This is a genomic window from Flavobacterium acetivorans (genome assembly GCF_020911885.1).
Classification (GTDB): Bacteria; Bacteroidota; Bacteroidia; order Flavobacteriales; family Flavobacteriaceae; genus Flavobacterium; species Flavobacterium acetivorans.
Genome location: NZ_CP087132.1, coordinates 378,188 through 396,604, shown reverse-complemented (window position 1 = coordinate 396,604; position 18,417 = coordinate 378,188). Strand labels below are relative to the sequence as shown.

Below are 18,417 nucleotides of genomic sequence, written 5' to 3'. Positions count from 1 at the left end.
GTTGTGGGTTGTCTGTTGTCAGTTATCGGTTGTGGGTTGTGGGTTGTGGGTTGTCAGTCCCGATAGCTATCGGGATCGGTTGTGGGTTGTCTGTTGTGAGTTGAAAAAGCGAGTAGGATCATTTAAATCAAAAGCAAATGAAGAGCTATAAAGATTTGGATATTTATACAATCGGATTGGAATTGTTTTATAAAACACATGCTTTATCACTGCAATTGCCGAAATATGAGCTATATGAATTAGGGAGTCAGATTAGAAGATCTTCCGATTCTGTTGTAACAAATATTGTAGAAGGCTACGGACGCAAAAGATATAAAAATGATTTTATTAAGTTTTTAGTTTATTCGCATGCGAGTAATTTAGAAACGCTTAATCATATTGAAAAAATAGTCAATTTGTATCCTAATTTGGCTGACGACATGAGAATACTCCATGAAAAGTATGATGCTTTGGGAGCTAAAATTTTTTCCTTTATAAAATATGTAGAGGAACATTGGAAAGTTTGAGAAAGTTGTGGGTTGTGGGTTGTCGGTTGTGAGTTGTGAGTTGTCGGTTATCAGTCCCGATAGCTATCGGGATCAGTTATCGGTTGTGGGTTGTCAGTTATCGGTTGTGAGTTATCGGTTGTCTGTTATCGGTTGTGGGTTGTGAGTTGTGAGTTGTGAGTTGTGGGTTGTCAGTTTTTTAGAAAACAGATAACCGACTTCTCGATACCATTTTATAAAAAGGCTATCGCTATTTTATAAAATCACTCGAAGTGACGGAATCAACCGAAAACCGACTTCTCGATACCATTTTATAAAAAGGCTATCGCTATTTTATAAAATCACTCGAAGTGACGGAATCAACCGAGAACCGATCCCGATAGCTATCGGGACTGATAACCGAAAAACTGAATAAAGTATATTAAGAAATTGAAAATTAGATAAATGAAGATTAGAAAGATTTGTTGTATTGGGGCTGGATATGTTGGAGGGCCTACTATGGCAATTATTGCACAGAAATGCCCGCAGATTGAAGTGACTGTGGTGGATTTGAATGCCGAACGAATTGCGGCCTGGAATGATGCGGATGTAGCCAATATTCCTATTTATGAACCAGGGTTATCTGCTATTGTTGCAGAAGCGAGAGGGAGAAATCTGTTTTTTTCTACCGATGTAGAAAAAGCAATTGATGAGGCGCAGATTATTTTTATATCGGTTAATACGCCTACCAAAACCTATGGTAAAGGAAAAGGTATGGCTGCCGATTTGAAATTTATCGAATTGTGTGCCCGACAAATTGCTAAGGTGGCTAAGGATAATAAGATCGTAGTGGAAAAATCGACTTTGCCGGTACGAACGGCGGAGGCTATTAAGAGTATTTTGGATAATACCGGAAACGGAGTGCAGTTTCAAATTCTTTCCAATCCGGAGTTTTTGGCAGAGGGAACGGCTGTTCAGGATTTATTGCATCCGGATCGAATCCTGATAGGAGGGGATGCTTCTGCTGAAGGGCAGCAAGCGATACAGGCTCTAGTAGGGGTGTATTCGAATTGGGTGGCTGCCGATAAAATTTTAACGACTAATGTGTGGTCGTCTGAATTGTCAAAGTTGACGGCCAATGCTTTTTTGGCACAAAGAATTTCGTCAATCAATGCGATGTCGGAACTTTGTGAAAAGACCGGTGCCGATGTCAACGAGGTGGCTAAAGCTATTGGGATGGACAGCCGCATTGGCCCCAAATTCCTGAAAGCCTCTGTTGGTTTTGGTGGCAGCTGTTTTCAAAAGGATATTTTGAATTTGGTTTACATCGCTAAATCCTACGGTTTGCATGAGGTGGCTGATTATTGGGAGCAGGTCATTATCATGAACGACCATCAAAAAAGACGTTTTTCTAATACGATCGTTCGAACGCTTTACAATACGGTGGCCGATAAGAAAATTACTTTTCTGGGTTGGGCTTTCAAGAAAGATACTAATGATACGCGAGAATCGGCGGCTATTTATGTGGCTGATGACTTGATTCATGAGCAGGCTCAAATTGCCGTTTATGATCCTAAGGTGTCGCGAAAGAAAGTTTTGGCGGATTTGGATTATCTGGAGAGCCGAACTGCTGCAGCTAATGCCGAGAGTATTGTGTCTTTTGAGAATCCCTATGAGGCCTGTGAGAAGGCGCATGCTATTGCTGTGCTTACGGAGTGGGATGAGTTTATAACTTATGACTGGCAACGCATATACGATTCGATGCAAAAGCCTGCTTTTGTTTTTGATGGTAGGAATATACTAGATCGTGCTGAAATGGAAGCGATTGGTTTTGTGTATCAGGGGATAGGGTCGTAGTTGTGGGTTGTCTGTTGTCGGTTGTCTGTTGTGAGTTGTCTGTTGTGAGTTGTCTGTTGTCTGTTGTGGGTTGTGAGTTGTCGGTTGTCTGTTGTGGTGGACATGCTAACTTGGCCTACACAGAAAGTTAAGAAATAATCTATCGGGATCAGTTGTCTGTTGTCTGTTGTGGGTTGTGTCCTTCGGCAAGCTCAGGATGACGGTGAGTTGTGGGTTGTGAGTTGTGTCCTTCGACTTCGCTCAGGATGACAGTGAGTCGTGAGTTGTCGGTTGTCTGTTGTGGGTTGTGTCCTTCGGCAAGCTCAGGATGACGGTGGGTTGTGAGTTGTGAGAAGTGAGTTGTGTCCTTCGACTTCGCTCAGGATGACTGTGAGTTGTGGGTTGTGGGTTTTGTTTTTTGGAAGTGGCAGATTGAACATTGTAAGTGCGACTTGTTAACACATAAGATTATTATTATTATTTAGTAAAGAAACTATTTTTTACATCAATATAAAAGTAGGGTATGAATTGGTATGTAATCTATACAAAACCGAAGTGGGAGAAAAAAGTGGCGGAGCAATTGGCGGAAGTCGGGATAGAATCTTATTGTCCGTTGATTACACAGGTTCGTCAATGGTCTGATCGAAAAAAAAAGGTGGAGGTTCCGCTTTTTAATTCCTATGTTTTTGTTCGGCTGGAGGAGGCTGACAGGAATCAGGTTTTTCAATCCCCGGGTGCTGTGCGCTATTTGTTTTGGTTGGGGAAGCCGGCTATTGTTAGGGATGAGGAGATTGCCATTATCAAAAAGGGGCTTGATGGCTCGGGTAGTTGTGATGTTTCTTTGCATCCCTTTCAGGTGGGTGATACTATAGCGTTGCAGTCGGGACCATTTTCGAATCAGGCGGCAATCGTGCAGGAGGTGAATAAGACACATTATGTTGTTGTTTTGGAGTCGATGGGTTGTGTGTTGAAGATGAGGAAGTGAGTTGTGGGTTGTCTGTTGTGGGTTGTGAGTTGTGGGTTGTGTCCTTCGACTTCGCTCAGGATGACAGTGAGTTGTCGGTTTTGGGTTGTGTCCTTCGGCAAGCTCAGGATGACAGTGGGTTGTGAGTTGTGGGTTGTGTCCTTCGGCAAGCTCAGGATGACAGTGGGTTGTGAGTTGTGGGTTGTGTCCTTCGACTTCGCTCAGGATGACGGTGAGTTGTCGGTTTTGGGTTGTGTCCTTCGACCCTTCGACAAAAGCTCAGGACAGGCTCTGCTCAGGATGACAGTGGGTTTTGGGTTGTGAGTTGTCTGTTGTTTACTTACTGATGATAACTGAATACTGTTGTCGGTTTTGGGTTGAGGTAGGGGATGGATGAATTAAATTGCTATTTCTTTTTAAAATGAATTGTTTTTTTATACATAGATTTGCATAAGAAGAAGAAGAATGAATACTATGGAAAATATAAAATCGATTACGCATGTCATCCTTACTGGAGGCGTGGGGAGTCGTTTGTGGCCTTTGTCACGTAAGAGTCGGCCGAAACAGTATTTGGATCTGTTTGACGGCAAATCCTTGTTTGAAATGACCTTTGATCGCAACCGCAATATTGCCGATAGGGTGATGGTCGTTGGGAATATTGATAATTGCCATCTGAGTCGAGCGGTATTGGAGAAAACGAATACTGCTTATATCGATATTATCGAGACGACTCCAAGAAATACGGCTGCGGCGATTGCTTTTGCTGCCTTTGCCAGCAAGTCGGATGACATCCTTATAGTGACGCCTTCGGATCATATTATTGATGGGATGGAGCAGTATGAGGCTGCTATGCAGGAAGCGATCGAGAAGGCTTCTAAAGGTTTTATTGTTACTTTTGGGATTGTTCCGACCAAACCGGAAACGGGTTATGGCTATATTGAGCGCAAAGGCGATGATGTAGTTTCCTTTCGGGAAAAGCCCAATCAGGTTTCGGCACGGGATTTTATAGCCAAAGGGAATTTCCTTTGGAACAGCGGCATGTTTTGTTTTAAAGCTGGGGTATTGCTGGAAGAGTTGAAAGCCTTTCAGCCCGAAGTTTATGAGAAATCGAAAATTGCTTGGGAAAATAGCAGTAAAGGAAACCTGGATCTGGATTTGTCTCTTGCTATTCCTTCGATCAGCATCGATTATGCGGTGATGGAACGTTCTAAAAAGATTAAGGTGGTTTCTTCTCAATTCACTTGGTCTGATTTGGGTTCTTTTGAGTCGGTATACGATTATTTAATTTCGATTGGTCATCCTGTGGATGAAAACGGAAATATGGTCATTGGTACCTCTAATTATACTGCTTTTATAGGGATGAAGGATACTATTTTTGTTTGTACGGATACGGCTAATCTAATTCTGAAAAAGGAATTTTCGCAGGATGTTAAGAGTTTGTTTAGTGAGTTGGAGCGGGAGAATTCGAGTTTATTGGATTGAGGTTTTCGGTTGTCTGTTGTCGGTTGTCTGTTGTCGGTTGTCGGTTATCGGTTGTGGGTTGTGAGTTGTGAGTTGTGAGTTGACAGTTCTCGGTTATCAGTTGTGTCCTTCGGCAAGCTCAGGATGACAGTGGGTTGTCGGTTGTCTGTTGTCGGTTGTCGGTTGTCAGTTGTCGGTTGTCTGTTGTCGGTTGTGGGTTTTCTGTTGTCGGTTGTCTGTTGTCGGTTGTCTGTTGTCGGTTTTCTGTCGACTGCCGACTCGTGCTGTATTGTGCTCTGTGAGCGCTGCGCTCTTCCTAAATCGTATCACTAAATTTGGTGATTTTTTTTAAATTAAACAAAATCAGATTACTTTGTTAGTAGTGCTGTCTAGTAGTTAGTTAGACTGCTTTTTTTTGTTTTTTTTAGATGCTGTTCTAGCTGTAAATTGTGTTCTAACTTCCTAAGCCCATATTTTAAAACTATATTTGCGCTCAAAATAAGGCATTTTTCAACTATCAGAAAGGGAGTTGGAAGGGCGAAGCCGTAGGTTATAGTGAATCAATTACAGAAGAAATGAAAATAGTAATAACGGGAGGAGCAGGGTTTATAGGGTCTAATCTGTGTGAATATTTTTTATCAAAAAATTATCAGGTCAGCTGTTTAGATAATTTTGCAACAGGACATCGTCATAATCTTAGAGCATTTGAGGGTCATAAAAATTTCTCTTTAATTGAAGGCGATATTCGGAATTTGGAAGATTGTCATAAAGCAGTTGAAGGGGCCGATTATGTTTTGCATCAAGCTGCTTTAGGTTCAGTGCCTCGTTCATTGGTTGATCCCATCACTACAAATGAGGTGAATGTTTCTGGTTTTTTGAACATGTTGGTTGCTGCTCGCGATGCTAAAATAAAACGATTTGTATACGCTGCCAGTTCTTCTACCTATGGGGACTCAGTGGGATTGCCAAAGGTAGAAGAAGTCATTGGAAAGCCGCTTTCGCCTTATGCTATTACTAAATATGTAAATGAATTGTATGCGGAGATTTTTAGCAGAACTTACGGATTAGAAACTATTGGCTTGCGTTATTTTAATGTCTTTGGGCGTAAACAGGATCCTAATGGTGCTTATGCAGCTGTAATTCCTAAGTTTGTTATGCAACTTATGAAACATGAAAGTCCTGTTATTAACGGGGATGGTCATTATTCTAGGGATTTTACCTATATAGACAATGTGATTCAAATGAATGAATTGGCTATGACGACCCAGAATCCCGAGGCTATAAATACGGTTTATAATACGGCTTATGGGGATCGTACTACGCTGAATGACCTAATGGTTTCCTTAAAAAAATATCTGTCTAATTTTGATCCTGCAATTGCCGATGTGCAAACAATCTACGGCGCCAATCGGGCCGGAGATATCCCTCATTCTTTGGCCAGTATTGATAAGGCTCAAAGACTACTTGGGTATCAGCCTGCATTTTCTATGCAAGAAGGCTTAGAACAGGCTGTTGCATGGTATTGGGAAAATTTAAAATAAAATGACTTTAATGCTGATTTATATTGGATTGGCATCTTGAAAATAGTACAAATAAAATAGGAATAATTATGAGTATAAAAATTGCGGTTATTGGTTTAGGGTATGTTGGTCTTCCTTTGGCACGATTGTTCGCCACGAAATACCCGGTTGTCGGCTTTGATATTAATCAAAGTCGGATTGAAGGCCTGCGTTCGGGAACTGACAGTACGCTGGAGGTTTCGGATGCGGTTTTGCAAAAGGTGTTGGTGGATGATTTTAGTGGGAATACTAACGGTTTGTTGTGTTCTTCGACTCTGAGCGATATTGCTGATTGTACTTATTATATTGTTACTGTTCCTACACCAGTAGATAAAAACAACCGTCCTGATTTGACTCCGCTTTATAAGTCGAGTGAGACTGTTGGTCAGGTGTTGAAGAAAGGGGATATCGTCATTTACGAATCGACCGTATATCCAGGAGTCACCGAAGAGGAATGTGTACCGGTTTTAGAACGGGTTTCAGGATTACAATTTAACGTTGATTTCTTTGCCGGTTATTCGCCTGAGCGTATTAATCCCGGAGATAAGGAGCATACGGTAGAAAAGATATTGAAGGTAACGGCGGGTTCCACGCCTGAAATAGGGCAAAAAGTAAACGATTTATATAAAAGTGTGATTGTTGCCGGAACGCATTTGGCACCCACCATCAAAGTAGCTGAAGCGGCTAAGGTGATTGAGAACAGCCAAAGGGATATTAATATTGCTTTTGTCAACGAATTGGCTAAGATATTTAATTTGATGGCTATTGATACCCATGCCGTATTGGAAGCGGCGGGAACCAAATGGAATTTTTTACCATTCAAGCCCGGATTGGTTGGCGGGCATTGCATCGGGGTAGATCCTTATTATTTGGCGCAAAGAGCGCAGGAATTTGGCTATCATCCCGAAATTATTTTGGCCGGACGCCGATTGAATGACAGCATGGGGGAGTATGTGGCGTCTCAGGTGGTGAAGTTGATGATTAAGAAAGGAATCAGCATTAATGGGGCTTCGTTATTGATGCTGGGGATCACTTTTAAGGAAAATTGCCCTGATGTACGCAATACCAAGATTGTGGATGTGGTCGCCGCTTTGGCCGATTATGGAATTAAGGTGAATATTTATGATCCTTGGGCTAATCCCGCAGAAGTAATGCACGAGTATGGTTTGGCTTGTCATCCTGAGCTTGTCGAAGGACAACAATTTGATGCGGTAGTTTTAGGGGTGGCGCATAAAGAATTTTTGGATTTGGATTTGGCTTCTTTGCAAAACACTACTAGTGTGCTGTATGATGTGAAGGGGATATTGGAAGTTTGTGATTCGAGATTATAAATAAGTAAATGATAAATCTACTATTTAATATTCGAAGGGGGAGGAATTTTATTAAGTCCATAATATACAATGTTTTGTTTTTCAAGGGAAAAGCGAAAATGTTGTATTGCGGAAGAAATGTTTCTTTTAGAGGTAAAAATATAACTCTTGGTAAAAATATACGAATTTATGATAACTCAAAAATTTTTGGAAATATTAAGATTGGAGATAATACTTCATTAAGTGAAAATGTTGAAGTTAGAACAAATTTTTCAAAAATCGTAATTGGTAGTAACTGTACAATAAATAGAAATTCCCTAGTAATTGGAAAAGTAACTATAGGGGATTTTGTATTAATTGCACCGAATTCTGTGATTGTTGGTTCAAATCATAATTTTCAGAAATTAGATTTACCAATAAAAAAACAGGGGGTATCTAGTAAAGGAATTATTATTGAAGATGATGTTTGGATAGGAGCTAATGTAACAATATTAGATGGTGTAATAATAGGGAAAGGATCTATTGTTGCAGCGGGATCTGTCGTGACAAAAGATATTGGACCTTATTCAATTGTTGGAGGCATACCTGCAAAAGTGATAAAAAAAAGGAATAATGAGTCAGAATGATATTGGGAAATTAACATTAATTGGGGTTGGCTGGAGTTTTGTAGAAAAGTTTATCGGTTACTTCATACAATTTTTGTTTACAATACTTCTTGCTCGACTGCTAGTTCCTGAAGATTTTGGATTAGTAGGATTGTTAGTTGTTTTTACTGCTGTTTCTCAAGTTTTTATTGATAGTGGATTTACACAAACTTTGATTCAAAACAAAAGTTTAGATAATAAAGATTATAGTTCAGTATTTTATTTTAATGTTGTAATAGCTGTTTTTATTTATTTGGTTCTTTTTTTTTTAGCTCCATATATAGCAGATTATTATAAAGATGAAAGACTGATAGATATAGCAAGAGTATCTTTTATAACGTTAATTGTAAATTCATTTTCAATTGTTCCTAATGCAATAATACAAAAGGAAATGGATTTTAAAATATTAGCTAAAAGGACACTTATAGCTAATATTTTAGCTGGGATTGTTGCCGTATTTTTTGCTTTTTATGGAGCCGGAGTTTGGTCTTTAGCATTACAAATTTTATTATCAAGTATTTTTAAAACGCTATTATTGTGGTTTAGTATTAAATGGAGACCTTTGAGGTACTTTAGCTTGGAGCCTATTAAAATTCTGTATAAGTTTAGTTTAAACATAATGTTTTCGTCGCTTTTAGATACCTTAGTTTCTAATGCTCCTGTTTTAATAATTGGAAAGTATTATAATAAAACAACATTAGGGTATTTTAGTCAATCTTATAATTTACAAAGTATACCATCTAATGCTTTGGTCGCCGTAATTAGGAATGTTACTTTTTCCGCAATGTCGAAGATACAAGATGACGATAATAGACTAAATGGATATTTTTTAGAAACACAAAATATTGCTTTTTATATAATTTTTAACTCATTTGTTTTTTTGTCAATTTCATCAAATGAATTCGTTAGGTTGTTGTTAGGGAGTAATTGGATACAAACAATTGAATATTTTAAATATTTATGTTTTGTGGGAGCTTTTCTACCAGTTTATAATCTAGGAATGAACATACTTTTGGTAAAGAAAAAAGGAAGAGATTATCTTGTAACAAATATCTATAAAAGAATTGTTACAATAGTTTTAGTCTTAAGTACAATCACATTTAGTATTAGAATTTTAATTTTTGGGCAAATAGCCGCTGTTATAATAAATTCATTTATAACAATGTATATGACACAGAAAACGATTAGTTTATCTATGTTAAATCAATTAAAAGGATTGTATAAATCTTTTTTAATAGGTGTTCTAATTTATATGTTTTTCTTTTTTATTGAAAAATATATAAGTTTTGGGTTAATAGTTAACTTAATTTTAAAAGTTTTTTTATTTCTGATTTTATTTTTACTATTATCTCATTTAACTAAGCATACAGTATTTACAACGTTTTTAAAAAAAGTAAAAAGATGAAAGTGATTATTAGGAAAGCGAATAGTTTGATAAAAACATTTTTACTGTATAAAATTTTTAGGTATTGGGTAATACTGAATTTTATTTCTCCCAAACTTAGAAGTGTAATTTTAAGATTTTGTGGAGCAAAAGTAGGTAAAGGAGTTTATTTTTCTAATGGTATTTATATCGATAATAATGCAGAGCATTTAGAAGTTGGGAATGACGTATTGTTTTCACCAAATATAACGATACTTTTTCACAAAAGAAATATGAAAGAATATGAAAAAGGAAAATTAATAAAAACGGTTTCTCATCAGAAAAGTAAAGTAATAATAGGAGATGGTGCCTCAATTGGTACTAATGTTTTAATATTGCCAGGAGTAAAAATTGGAGAAGGAGCTGTTATTGGTGCAGGTACAGTTGTGAGCAAAGATGTGCCGGCCTGGCATTTAGCAGTAGGCAATCCAATGAAAGTTATCAAAGAGTATTAAATATCATTAAAATGAGTGTTAAAAAGAAATTGGCATCAATAGTAGGGGCAACATTTATACCCGAGATGATAAACAAAATGTACAAAGGGACTAAGATTGTTTTTTATCACGGGGTTATAGACAAGCCTATAAAAAACACTATTATTCAAGCTAACCAAATGTCTTTTACAGATTTTAAAAAGCAGATTGAATATCTTGATAAGAATTTTGAGATTATTAGTATTGATGAATTTAAATATAGATTTGAAAATAGAGTTTTAAAAGGGAGAGAGGTAGTAATTACGTTTGATGATGGATATAAAAACAACTTAACAGTTGTAGCTCCTTATTTAAACAAAAAGAACATACCCTATACTATTTATATTTGTCCTTTGTTGACGGAACGTAATTTAAGGGTGCCAACTTATTATGCAAGATCGTCTATTTATTCAGGTAGATTGAAGGAAATTAATATACCTATATTAAGGAAAGTTTATAATGTTGAGACAGAAGAATCAAAAAACATTGCTAATAAAGAATTGATTGATATTATAAAAACTTCTAGAAGAGAATTGGTTAATGAAATAATAGAAGATATAAAATCAAATTTTAGTTATGAGGGATTGATTGAAATGAATAATGATTTTGAATCAGAGGAAATGTTAACAGTCGATGAAATTAAGCAATTAGCTGCTTTTCCAAATTGTACTATCGCTTCCCATTGTGATGATCATTCAATATTGCATCAACAACAATCAGAAGAAACAATAAAAAATCAACTTATTGCCAGTAGAGATAAAATTATAAACTGGGTTGGGAAATGTGATTATTTTGCTTTTCCAAATGGTAATAAAGATTCGGTATGTGATTATTCTATAGAACAAGTAGCTAAGGTATATAAAATGGGATTTGCTGTAAATGGTAAAAATGTCAGCTATAATGACAATTTTGGGTATATATCAAGATTTAGTTTAGCCCCTAATTTTTATGCTTTTAAAGTTCAAGTTTTAATTCTTAGTAATTTATAGAATGGGGAATAATTTTTATATATTTAAAAAGGATGTCTACAAATACAGTGTTTTTTCTGTAATTGTTCTTTTTGTTTTAGCTTTTGTTTTTAATAAAGGTTTTGAAGATTTTTCATTTTCTTTTTTTTTACCAATATTTTTTATTGGATTTGCATTATCATTTTATCAAAGTCAATCTAAACTAGGGGAGAAAACTTATATTTTTAAATTAATAATTGTAACTTTTTGTATAAAATTAGTTGCCATTGTAGTTTTTACAGAAATATTAAAATTTTATAACAGCATTCCTTTTTTATCTTATAAAGACGATTATAATTATTATCATAGTGCAGTAAGTATAGCTCGTGTCTGGGAAACGAAAGGTATATCGATTGTAGAAGATATTCAATTTTCGACAGGTTTCTACTCCGGTTATCCTAATATTTGTGCTTTGGGGATTTATTATTTTGGTGAAAGTGAACATGTGCTTAGAATAATGAATGCGGTAGCATCAAGTTTTATTGTATATTATGCGTATAAAACAATGCGTTTGCTTTTTAACGAGAAATCCAGTAAAATAACAATTTCTATAATTGCTTTTTCGCCTTTAATAATTTATTTTTCAAGTTTTATATTAAAGGATATTCTATTATTATTATTTACAATTGTAACAATATATGGGTTTATTAAAATATTAAAAGGTACGGTTACTGTTTGGACAATCTCTTTAATATTAGTTAATTTGACTGCTATGATATTCTTTCGGGCAGCTACTATTATTCCTCTATTCCTAGCGTTTATAGTAACATATTTGGTTTCATTCTTTAAAGGGAAAAAGAATTTTTCCTATTTATCTATTGTAATAATTGGATTCTTAGCTTTTGCTTTTTTTAAAATTTGGGATTATATTTCTGGCCTTAATATTATAAACGATTCTGCTTTTTACTATGAAACCAGATTTAATGGTTTAATGAATAAAGATGTAACTTCTTCAGGGTCAAATCTCGGTAAGTTGAGCTTTTTAGCGGTAGTAGGACTTCCTTTTTTTTTAATTGCGAGTGTGTTTTTACCAACTTTCATGTTTCTAAATTTAGGAGATGCAGAAACAATTAATTATTCGGCTTCTGCCTTGCTATATCATTTAGCTGTTTTACCTTTTATAATACTAGCTTTTTTTTATTGTCTTAAAAATATAAAGAAAATTGAACCAGGATTATTGTTAATCATCTTGATTTTAGTTTTTTTTAAAATTGGTTTGGCTACTTCTATAAACAGTCTTTTTAGTGCAAGACAATCTTTAGGAGCAACTTATGTCATGTATTTAATTTTACCTATATGTTTTCAATATGAAATAAGATTAAAAAAGAGTCTGCGATACTTTGTAATAGCATTTGTTGTAATGTTATTGTTTAATTTGTTAAGATTAATAATTAGATTATGAGATCAATACTTATTCATGCCTGGACAGTAAATAAATCAGGAAATAATTACTACCTACCTTATACCCATTGGGTTTACTTGAATGAGATTGTTAAATATTATGATGAGGTTTGTTTGTTATCTCCAGTTTTGATTAATCAAGCAGCTAAAGAAAAGGGTTTAGTTTCAATAAGTTGTTTTGAGAATGTTTCAGTGATTGAGTTGCCCAATGCAAGTTCTTATGTTCATACGATACCTCATTTTTTTAAGTACATAAAAGCATATAAAAATATTGCCAAGTATGATGTAGCTTATGCAAGATATCCTGTGCCATTTGGATGGTTGCAAAAAGTGTTCATGAAGGGAAGTAAAAGAACAATACATTTTGTGGGGGATCCGATTGATACCATCAGATCAAATCCCAATATTAATAAGTTAAAGAAATTTTTGTTAATTACTTTTTTTATGCCTGAACACTTGATGTACATGTGGGCGTGTCGAGGAGCCAGTGTTTACACTAATGGTTTTCATATCGCGAAGAGATTGCACAAATATAGCATTGATTGTAAAGCCATGATTTCGTCTACTTTGAATGAAATGGATTTTTATTTTGATGAAAATAAAACCCGAATTGGAGACGCGCCAAAAGTACTTAGTGTTGGATATCTGAGAAAAGCTAAGGGGGTTGAAACAATTATCAACGGGTTTGCAATTTTTCAGGAGTTGTATCCTAAAGCCTGTTTGACAATTGTTGGTTCTGGTGAGTCGGAGACCGAGTTAAAACAATTGGTTTTTGATTTAAATGTAGTTAATGTTGTATTTGCTGGACATGTAGATGACAGAAATCAATTGAACAGCTTATTTAGGTCACACGATATCTTTGCATTTGGCAGCTTATCTGAAGGTTCTCCGCGCGTTATTTTAGAAGCCATGGCAAATGGTCTAAATGTGGTTAGTACCCCTGTGGGGTCGTTACCTTATACATTTGAAAATAGTAAAGATGTATTGTTTGCGGATTTTAACAACGCTGCGGATTTTAGTGAGAAAATGAATTATTGTGTTAGTGAGGATTCGCAAGTTTATACTATTCGAAAAAATGCCTTTGACAAAGTCACTGATTATACAATACAAAAATTTTTAAAAACAATTTTTTATGATAAGTAAATTACTTTTAATCTATTCCTGGTTCGTTAGAGCATTATTGTATTTCTTGCCCGATGTCCCTTTATGTATGAGATTTAGAGGTTTTCTGTATTCTTTCGGTATGCTTAAATGTGGTAAAGATTTCCAGGTTACCCATAATGCAATAATTAAGGATTTGCAAAACATAAGTGTTGGATGTAATGTTTTTGTGGGAAATTCGTCTGTGATTATGGGGAGTGGGGATTTAAGTATTGAAAATGAAGTGCTTATTGGTCCGCATGTTGTAATTATTAGTGGCAATCACACTAAATATAGAAACTCATATAGATATGGTCAAGCTAAAGTGGGTGATATTTTTATAGGAAGAGGATCTTGGATAACTTCAAACTGTACAATTGGAATGAATAGTTCTTTGCCAGAAGGTAGCGTTTTATCAGCCAACAGTTTTTTGAATAAAAAATTTGAAACCCCTAATGCAATATATGGGGGAGTACCAGCTAATTTTATAAAGAATGATTAGAATCGTAGGGGATGTTAATTTTACAGACGGTTTTTTTGATACTGGTTTTGGTATTGGAAGCGAAATTGAAAAAGGTCAAGATCCATTTAAACATATAGATAGGCGTGCTGAAGATGTGTGGTTTGGTAATTTCGAATGTGTAATTTCTCGTGTTTCCAATAAGGATGGTATATATAATAAGCAATTTATACTTTCACCAGATAAGATGTCGCACATAAAACATCTAGATTATTATAATGTTGCAAATAATCATGTCATGCAACATGGTAAAGAAGCATTTGAAAAGACTTTGCAGTATATCGAATCAACCAATAGTGAATACGTTGGTTCTAAAGATTCGAAATCTATTGTTTTTACCCATCAGAGAAAAAAAGTAGGAATAGTTTCGTTTTCTCAACGTGAAGAAAAGTACACTACAGATCCTATGTATTGGTATGATCCGGAATATTCTGATATTAAATCGGAATATAATAGAATTTCTTCATCAGATTTTAAAATTGTATATATCCATTGGGGAATTGAATATATAAATAGACCATATGTTGACCAGAAGAAATTTGCACATTGGTTAATTGATTTAGGTTTTGACTTAATTGTTGGATTGCATCCACATGTTTTACAGGGATATGAAGTTTACAAAGGCAAGTATATTTTCTATTCGATGGGGAATTTTGTATTTAATATGCCTTTAGAGTCTACAAGATATTCGATTGTGCTAAATCTAAATCTTGATTCTGAAGTTGCTGAAATTACTTATGATTATGTAAATATTGGAAAAGACAACTTTCCGCAAATTGTAGATGCATCCATTGTTCCTGATAAATTTAAATTTGAATATTTAAATACTAGGTTAAATTTGGAGCAAGAAAACGAATTATATTTTAAAGAAGTATTTAACCATATTAAAAAGAACAGAAAAGCGAATCATCTAACTTTGCTTAAATCTTTGCATAAATTTAAGATGGGTGATGTTATGTCAGTTTTTTTTGATTTTATTAAAAGAAGGCTATGATTTTTGTGCATAAATTATTGTATAAATTAGGAGTTAAATTACGAAATCCATCATTGAATGAGCAGTTAAGTTATTTAAAAGAAACAGATAAGTTATCCCTTAAAGATTTAGAACTAATTCAATTAGAAAAATGTAAAGCATTAATATTGTTTGCCTATAACAACACTAGTTATTATAAAGTATTATTTGATGAAGCCAACTATAATCCTGAGAATTTCAAAAATCTAGAGGACTTATATAAAATACCTGTTACTTCGAAGAAGACTTTAATTAAAGAAAATAAGAATATCATTCCGGATTATAAATTTAGATCCGTTAAAGTTGTAGAAACATCTGGAACTACTGGAGAGTCTCTCAAATATACTAAAGATGAGAGGTGGGATTCTGGAAATAGAGCTGCATTATTCAGGTATTATGACTGGTATAATGTTAAACCTTGGGACAGGAACGGGTATTTTTGGGGATATAACATCCATCCTTCTAAAATATTAAAAACCAAACTACAAGATTTTTTACAGAATAGGTTTAGATTGTTTTCATATAAAGATGAAAATATTGCAAAATTTAACAAAAAACTTGTTCACGCAAAATACTTACATGGCTATTCGTCAATGATATATGAAGTTGCTAAAACCGTCAATCAGTTAAATTTCAAAAGAAAATATAATTTAAAATTGGTTAAAGGTACTTCGGAAAAAATTTATGAAAAATATCAAGAAGAAGTAAAAAAAGCATTTGGTTCTAAAATAGTTAGTGAATATGGGGCCGGGGAATCAGGCTTAATTGCATTCGAATGTCCAGAATATGGAAAAATGCATGTTAATATGCAGAATGTGATTCTGGAAGAAATTGAAGGTCAAGCTGTTGTTACCAATTTACTTTCTTTTTCATTTCCTATTATAAGATATAATTTAGGAGATTATATTACACTGGCTTCAAAGGAATTTAAATGTCAGTGCGGTAGAAATCATATTGTTCTTGATGATGTTTTAGGTAGAGTTGGAAAACTTATTCATGGTGTAGCTAATAAATATCCGAGCTTAACATTATATTATGTTTTTAAAAACCTATACTTTCAGGAGAAAATATTGTTGAATTATCAGGCCATTCAAAACGAAGCGGGTATGTTATTGTTGAAAATTGAGCAAGATGATATTAAATATCTAAAACAAATAAAAATAGAATTAAAAAAATATTTTAAGAATGATTTGGAGGTAGAAATTTTGTTCAATCAGAAGTTACATACTATGGAAGGTAAGTTAAGAGACTTTATTTCAAGTTTAGACGATTAATATGAATCTAAGCCGTCCCGTCCAAATATTTCACATTCCTTACAACTACGGTGTTCTGCATTGGTCTTCTAGACTAAAGGATTTATCAAGACATATATTGATTAGTAAAAACCTTGGATACTTTGTTCTAATTTAGGGTATAGGAGGTTCCGTTTTACCAGAAGAATCTATTTTAGCAGCTGGTGCAGTATTGTCTAGGGAATATACAGAAGAGAAAGTTGTTTATGGAGGTATTCCGGCAGCTTTTATCAAAAAAATTAATTAAATTTTAGATTTTGAGTATACAAGTATCCATAATTTGTCCAACATATAATGAGGAAAAATACATTGCAAAATGTATTGAGTCAATTATAGCACAAGACTTTCCAATAATGCAATTAGAAGTGTTATTTGTGGATGGTAGAAGTACAGATGCCACAAGATCCATTATCGCGAATTATCAGCAGCAACACAGTTGCATCAAGTTATTGGATAATCCAGAGAAAATAGTTCCTTTTGCGATGAACAAAGGTATAGCGAATGCTCAAGGGGAGATTATTATTAGAATTGATGCCCATTCTTTTTATCCTACCAATTATGTCAGTGTTTTGGTTTCTCAACTTGTCTCATTAGAGGTTGACAATGTTGGAGTGGTTTGTAAAACCGATGTTTTAAACAAGAATAAAAAAACTTTGGCAATTCGCGAAGTGTTGAGTAACCCTTTTGGCGTTGGTAATTCTTTATTTAGGACCGGTGTTGATGAAATCACTGAAGTGGATACGGTTCCTTTTGGTTGTTATAGAAAAGATGTTTTTCAGAAACACGGACTTTATGATACCAGATTAATAAGAAATCAAGATATTGAGTTAAATAAAAGAATTAAAAGGGGTGGAGGGAGAATTTTCCTTATTCCGGAAACATTTTGCACTTATTATGCTCGTGAGACATTTAGGGGTATTATGAAGAATAACTTTCAAAACGGGAAGTGGAATATTCTAACCGTCTATCATACAAAAATGTTTGATTCTTTATCTCTAAGGCATTTCATCCCAATGTTTTTTGTTTTGTCTCTATTTTTTCCTTTGGGAGCTTCATTGTTTTATTTTCCTTTTATCCTATTAGGTGCTTTTTCTTTTAGTATGTATGTAATGTTGGTTGGTATATTAAGTTTGAAGCTGTCATTGTCTAAAGAAATCAATTTCTTTTATCTTTTTTCGAGTTTTATTTCATTACATGTTTCTTATGGTATAGGGTCTTTGGCAGGAATTTTCAATGTGTTGTTTAAAAAATAAGATATGATATTTAAAATTGTTTTTGATAAGATTGCTGCTTTTTTTGGATTAATCGTTTTGTTACCATTTATTTTATTTGTATCAATGCTAATTAAAATAAAAATGCCTGAAGGCCCCGTTTTTTTCATCCAAAGACGTGTTGGGCAAAAAGGAGAGTTATTCAATATGTATAAGTTTCGTTCAATGTCCATTTCTCATGGTGGTTCTTCAATTTCAGTAAAAGGGGAAAGTAGAATAACTCCATTGGGTGCTGTTCTAAGAAAATACAAAATAGATGAATTGCCTGAGCTTCTGAATGTTTTAATTGGAAATATGAGTTTAGTAGGCCCCAGACCGGATGTGCCAGGATATGCAGATAAATTAGTAGGGGAAGATCGAAAAGTTTTGTTACTAAAACCCGGAATTACTGGGCCTGCAAGTTTGAAATATGCCAATGAAGAAGAGTTATTAGCATTGCAAGATAATCCAGAGAAATACAATGATGAAGTTATTTTTCCGGATAAGGTGAGGATGAATTTGGAGTATTATTACAACAGGAGTTTTTGGGGTGATTTGGAGATCATTTGGAAAACAGTTTTGCGTTGAAAAATCAAATAGATGCTTCTTGCTAATTTTTGTAGTTTTGAGGCATCTGAAATTCAATTATCAAATAATCGGA

Annotated in this window: 16 protein-coding genes and 2 pseudogenes; all 18 read left to right on the top strand. The window is 34.5% G+C overall.

What is annotated here, in order from left to right; translation table 11 throughout:
* The first annotated feature begins 137 nt into the window (after window positions 1-137).
* The 18 genes and pseudogenes from LNP19_RS01730 to LNP19_RS01650 all read left to right on the top strand — a co-directional run bounded on the left by LNP19_RS01730 (window position 138) and on the right by LNP19_RS01650 (window position 18,344).
* The gene (locus LNP19_RS01730; RefSeq protein WP_230063078.1) at window positions 138-506 is read left to right on the top strand and encodes a four helix bundle protein; all 369 of its coding nucleotides are present in this window, start codon (window positions 138-140) and stop codon (window positions 504-506) included.
* A 423-nt stretch (window positions 507-929) separates the two neighbouring features.
* Window positions 930-2,321, top strand: coding sequence for a nucleotide sugar dehydrogenase (locus LNP19_RS01725; protein ID WP_230063077.1), 1,392 nt, complete (start codon window positions 930-932; stop codon window positions 2,319-2,321).
* 502 nt (window positions 2,322-2,823) lie between these two features.
* Window positions 2,824-3,285 carry a UpxY family transcription antiterminator gene (locus LNP19_RS01720; protein ID WP_230063076.1) on the top strand — a complete coding sequence of 154 codons (462 nt, stop codon included), beginning with the start codon at window positions 2,824-2,826 and terminating at the stop codon, window positions 3,283-3,285.
* Window positions 3,286-3,738: 453 nt separating this feature from the next.
* The gene (locus tag LNP19_RS01715; RefSeq protein ID WP_230064199.1) at window positions 3,739-4,746 is read left to right on the top strand and encodes a mannose-1-phosphate guanylyltransferase; all 1,008 of its coding nucleotides are present in this window, start codon (window positions 3,739-3,741) and stop codon (window positions 4,744-4,746) included.
* A gap of 554 nt (window positions 4,747-5,300) precedes the next feature.
* Entirely contained in the window at window positions 5,301-6,266 is a 966-nt protein-coding gene (locus LNP19_RS01710) for an SDR family oxidoreductase (RefSeq protein WP_230063075.1), read from the top strand.
* 68 nt (window positions 6,267-6,334) lie between these two features.
* Window positions 6,335-7,615 (top strand): nucleotide sugar dehydrogenase, encoded by a 1,281-nt coding sequence (locus LNP19_RS01705; protein ID WP_230063074.1) that lies wholly within the window; start codon window positions 6,335-6,337, stop codon window positions 7,613-7,615.
* 8 nt (window positions 7,616-7,623) lie between these two features.
* A pseudogene (locus tag LNP19_RS15470) lies at window positions 7,624-7,926 on the top strand (hypothetical protein); the annotation flags it as partial.
* Between the two features lie 108 nt (window positions 7,927-8,034).
* A pseudogene (locus tag LNP19_RS15465) lies at window positions 8,035-8,202 on the top strand (DapH/DapD/GlmU-related protein); the annotation flags it as partial.
* 4 nt (window positions 8,203-8,206) lie between these two features.
* On the top strand, window positions 8,207-9,643 hold the full coding sequence (locus tag LNP19_RS01695) for a lipopolysaccharide biosynthesis protein (protein WP_230063072.1): 1,437 nt from the start codon (window positions 8,207-8,209) through the stop codon (window positions 9,641-9,643).
* Complete coding sequence (locus tag LNP19_RS01690) at window positions 9,640-10,116, top strand: acyltransferase (protein ID WP_230063071.1); 477 nt, start codon at window positions 9,640-9,642, stop codon at window positions 10,114-10,116. The genes LNP19_RS01695 and LNP19_RS01690 overlap by 4 nt, the downstream gene beginning before the upstream one ends.
* Window positions 10,117-10,127: 11 nt before the next feature.
* Complete coding sequence (locus LNP19_RS01685) at window positions 10,128-11,123, top strand: polysaccharide deacetylase family protein (RefSeq protein ID WP_230063070.1); 996 nt, start codon at window positions 10,128-10,130, stop codon at window positions 11,121-11,123.
* Window position 11,124: 1 nt separating this feature from the next.
* A complete protein-coding gene (locus LNP19_RS01680; protein ID WP_230063069.1) occupies window positions 11,125-12,543 on the top strand; it encodes a glycosyltransferase family 39 protein in 1,419 nt (472 codons plus the stop codon).
* Window positions 12,540-13,685, top strand: coding sequence for a glycosyltransferase (locus LNP19_RS01675; protein ID WP_230063068.1), 1,146 nt, complete (start codon window positions 12,540-12,542; stop codon window positions 13,683-13,685). The genes LNP19_RS01680 and LNP19_RS01675 overlap by 4 nt, the downstream gene beginning before the upstream one ends.
* Window positions 13,675-14,184 (top strand): acyltransferase, encoded by a 510-nt coding sequence (locus tag LNP19_RS01670; RefSeq protein WP_230063067.1) that lies wholly within the window; start codon window positions 13,675-13,677, stop codon window positions 14,182-14,184. Before LNP19_RS01675 ends, LNP19_RS01670 begins: the two co-directional genes overlap by 11 nt.
* A complete protein-coding gene (locus tag LNP19_RS01665) occupies window positions 14,177-15,196 on the top strand; it encodes a CapA family protein (RefSeq protein WP_230063066.1) in 1,020 nt (339 codons plus the stop codon). The genes LNP19_RS01670 and LNP19_RS01665 overlap by 8 nt, the downstream gene beginning before the upstream one ends.
* Window positions 15,193-16,488, top strand: a complete 1,296-nt coding sequence (locus LNP19_RS01660) for a phenylacetate--CoA ligase family protein (protein ID WP_230063065.1) — start codon at window positions 15,193-15,195, stop codon at window positions 16,486-16,488. The genes LNP19_RS01665 and LNP19_RS01660 overlap by 4 nt, the downstream gene beginning before the upstream one ends.
* 275 nt (window positions 16,489-16,763) lie before the next feature.
* Window positions 16,764-17,759, top strand: a complete 996-nt coding sequence (locus tag LNP19_RS01655) for a glycosyltransferase family 2 protein (protein WP_230063064.1) — start codon at window positions 16,764-16,766, stop codon at window positions 17,757-17,759.
* Window positions 17,760-17,762: 3 nt separating this feature from the next.
* Window positions 17,763-18,344: a sugar transferase gene (locus LNP19_RS01650; protein WP_230063063.1), complete on the top strand. Its 582-nt coding sequence runs from the start codon at window positions 17,763-17,765 to the stop codon at window positions 18,342-18,344.
* Window positions 18,345-18,417: the final 73 nt, after the last annotated feature.

What these genes read in the sequence shown, in the direction of transcription:
- LNP19_RS01730 (WP_230063078.1), top strand. Translation starts at nt 138, where the DNA reads ATGAAGAGCTATAAAGATTTGGATATTTATACAATCGGATTGGAATTG.
- LNP19_RS01725 (WP_230063077.1), top strand. Translation starts at nt 930, where the DNA reads ATGAAGATTAGAAAGATTTGTTGTATTGGGGCTGGATATGTTGGAGGG.
- LNP19_RS01720 (WP_230063076.1), top strand. Translation starts at nt 2,824, where the DNA reads ATGAATTGGTATGTAATCTATACAAAACCGAAGTGGGAGAAAAAAGTG.
- LNP19_RS01715 (WP_230064199.1), top strand. Translation starts at nt 3,739, where the DNA reads ATGGAAAATATAAAATCGATTACGCATGTCATCCTTACTGGAGGCGTG.
- LNP19_RS01710 (WP_230063075.1), top strand. Translation starts at nt 5,301, where the DNA reads ATGAAAATAGTAATAACGGGAGGAGCAGGGTTTATAGGGTCTAATCTG.
- LNP19_RS01705 (WP_230063074.1), top strand. Translation starts at nt 6,335, where the DNA reads ATGAGTATAAAAATTGCGGTTATTGGTTTAGGGTATGTTGGTCTTCCT.
- LNP19_RS01695 (WP_230063072.1), top strand. Translation starts at nt 8,207, where the DNA reads ATGAGTCAGAATGATATTGGGAAATTAACATTAATTGGGGTTGGCTGG.
- LNP19_RS01690 (WP_230063071.1), top strand. Translation starts at nt 9,640, where the DNA reads ATGAAAGTGATTATTAGGAAAGCGAATAGTTTGATAAAAACATTTTTA.
- LNP19_RS01685 (WP_230063070.1), top strand. Translation starts at nt 10,128, where the DNA reads ATGAGTGTTAAAAAGAAATTGGCATCAATAGTAGGGGCAACATTTATA.
- LNP19_RS01680 (WP_230063069.1), top strand. Translation starts at nt 11,125, where the DNA reads ATGGGGAATAATTTTTATATATTTAAAAAGGATGTCTACAAATACAGT.
- LNP19_RS01675 (WP_230063068.1), top strand. Translation starts at nt 12,540, where the DNA reads ATGAGATCAATACTTATTCATGCCTGGACAGTAAATAAATCAGGAAAT.
- LNP19_RS01670 (WP_230063067.1), top strand. Translation starts at nt 13,675, where the DNA reads ATGATAAGTAAATTACTTTTAATCTATTCCTGGTTCGTTAGAGCATTA.
- LNP19_RS01665 (WP_230063066.1), top strand. Translation starts at nt 14,177, where the DNA reads ATGATTAGAATCGTAGGGGATGTTAATTTTACAGACGGTTTTTTTGAT.
- LNP19_RS01660 (WP_230063065.1), top strand. Translation starts at nt 15,193, where the DNA reads ATGATTTTTGTGCATAAATTATTGTATAAATTAGGAGTTAAATTACGA.
- LNP19_RS01650 (WP_230063063.1), top strand. Translation starts at nt 17,763, where the DNA reads ATGATATTTAAAATTGTTTTTGATAAGATTGCTGCTTTTTTTGGATTA.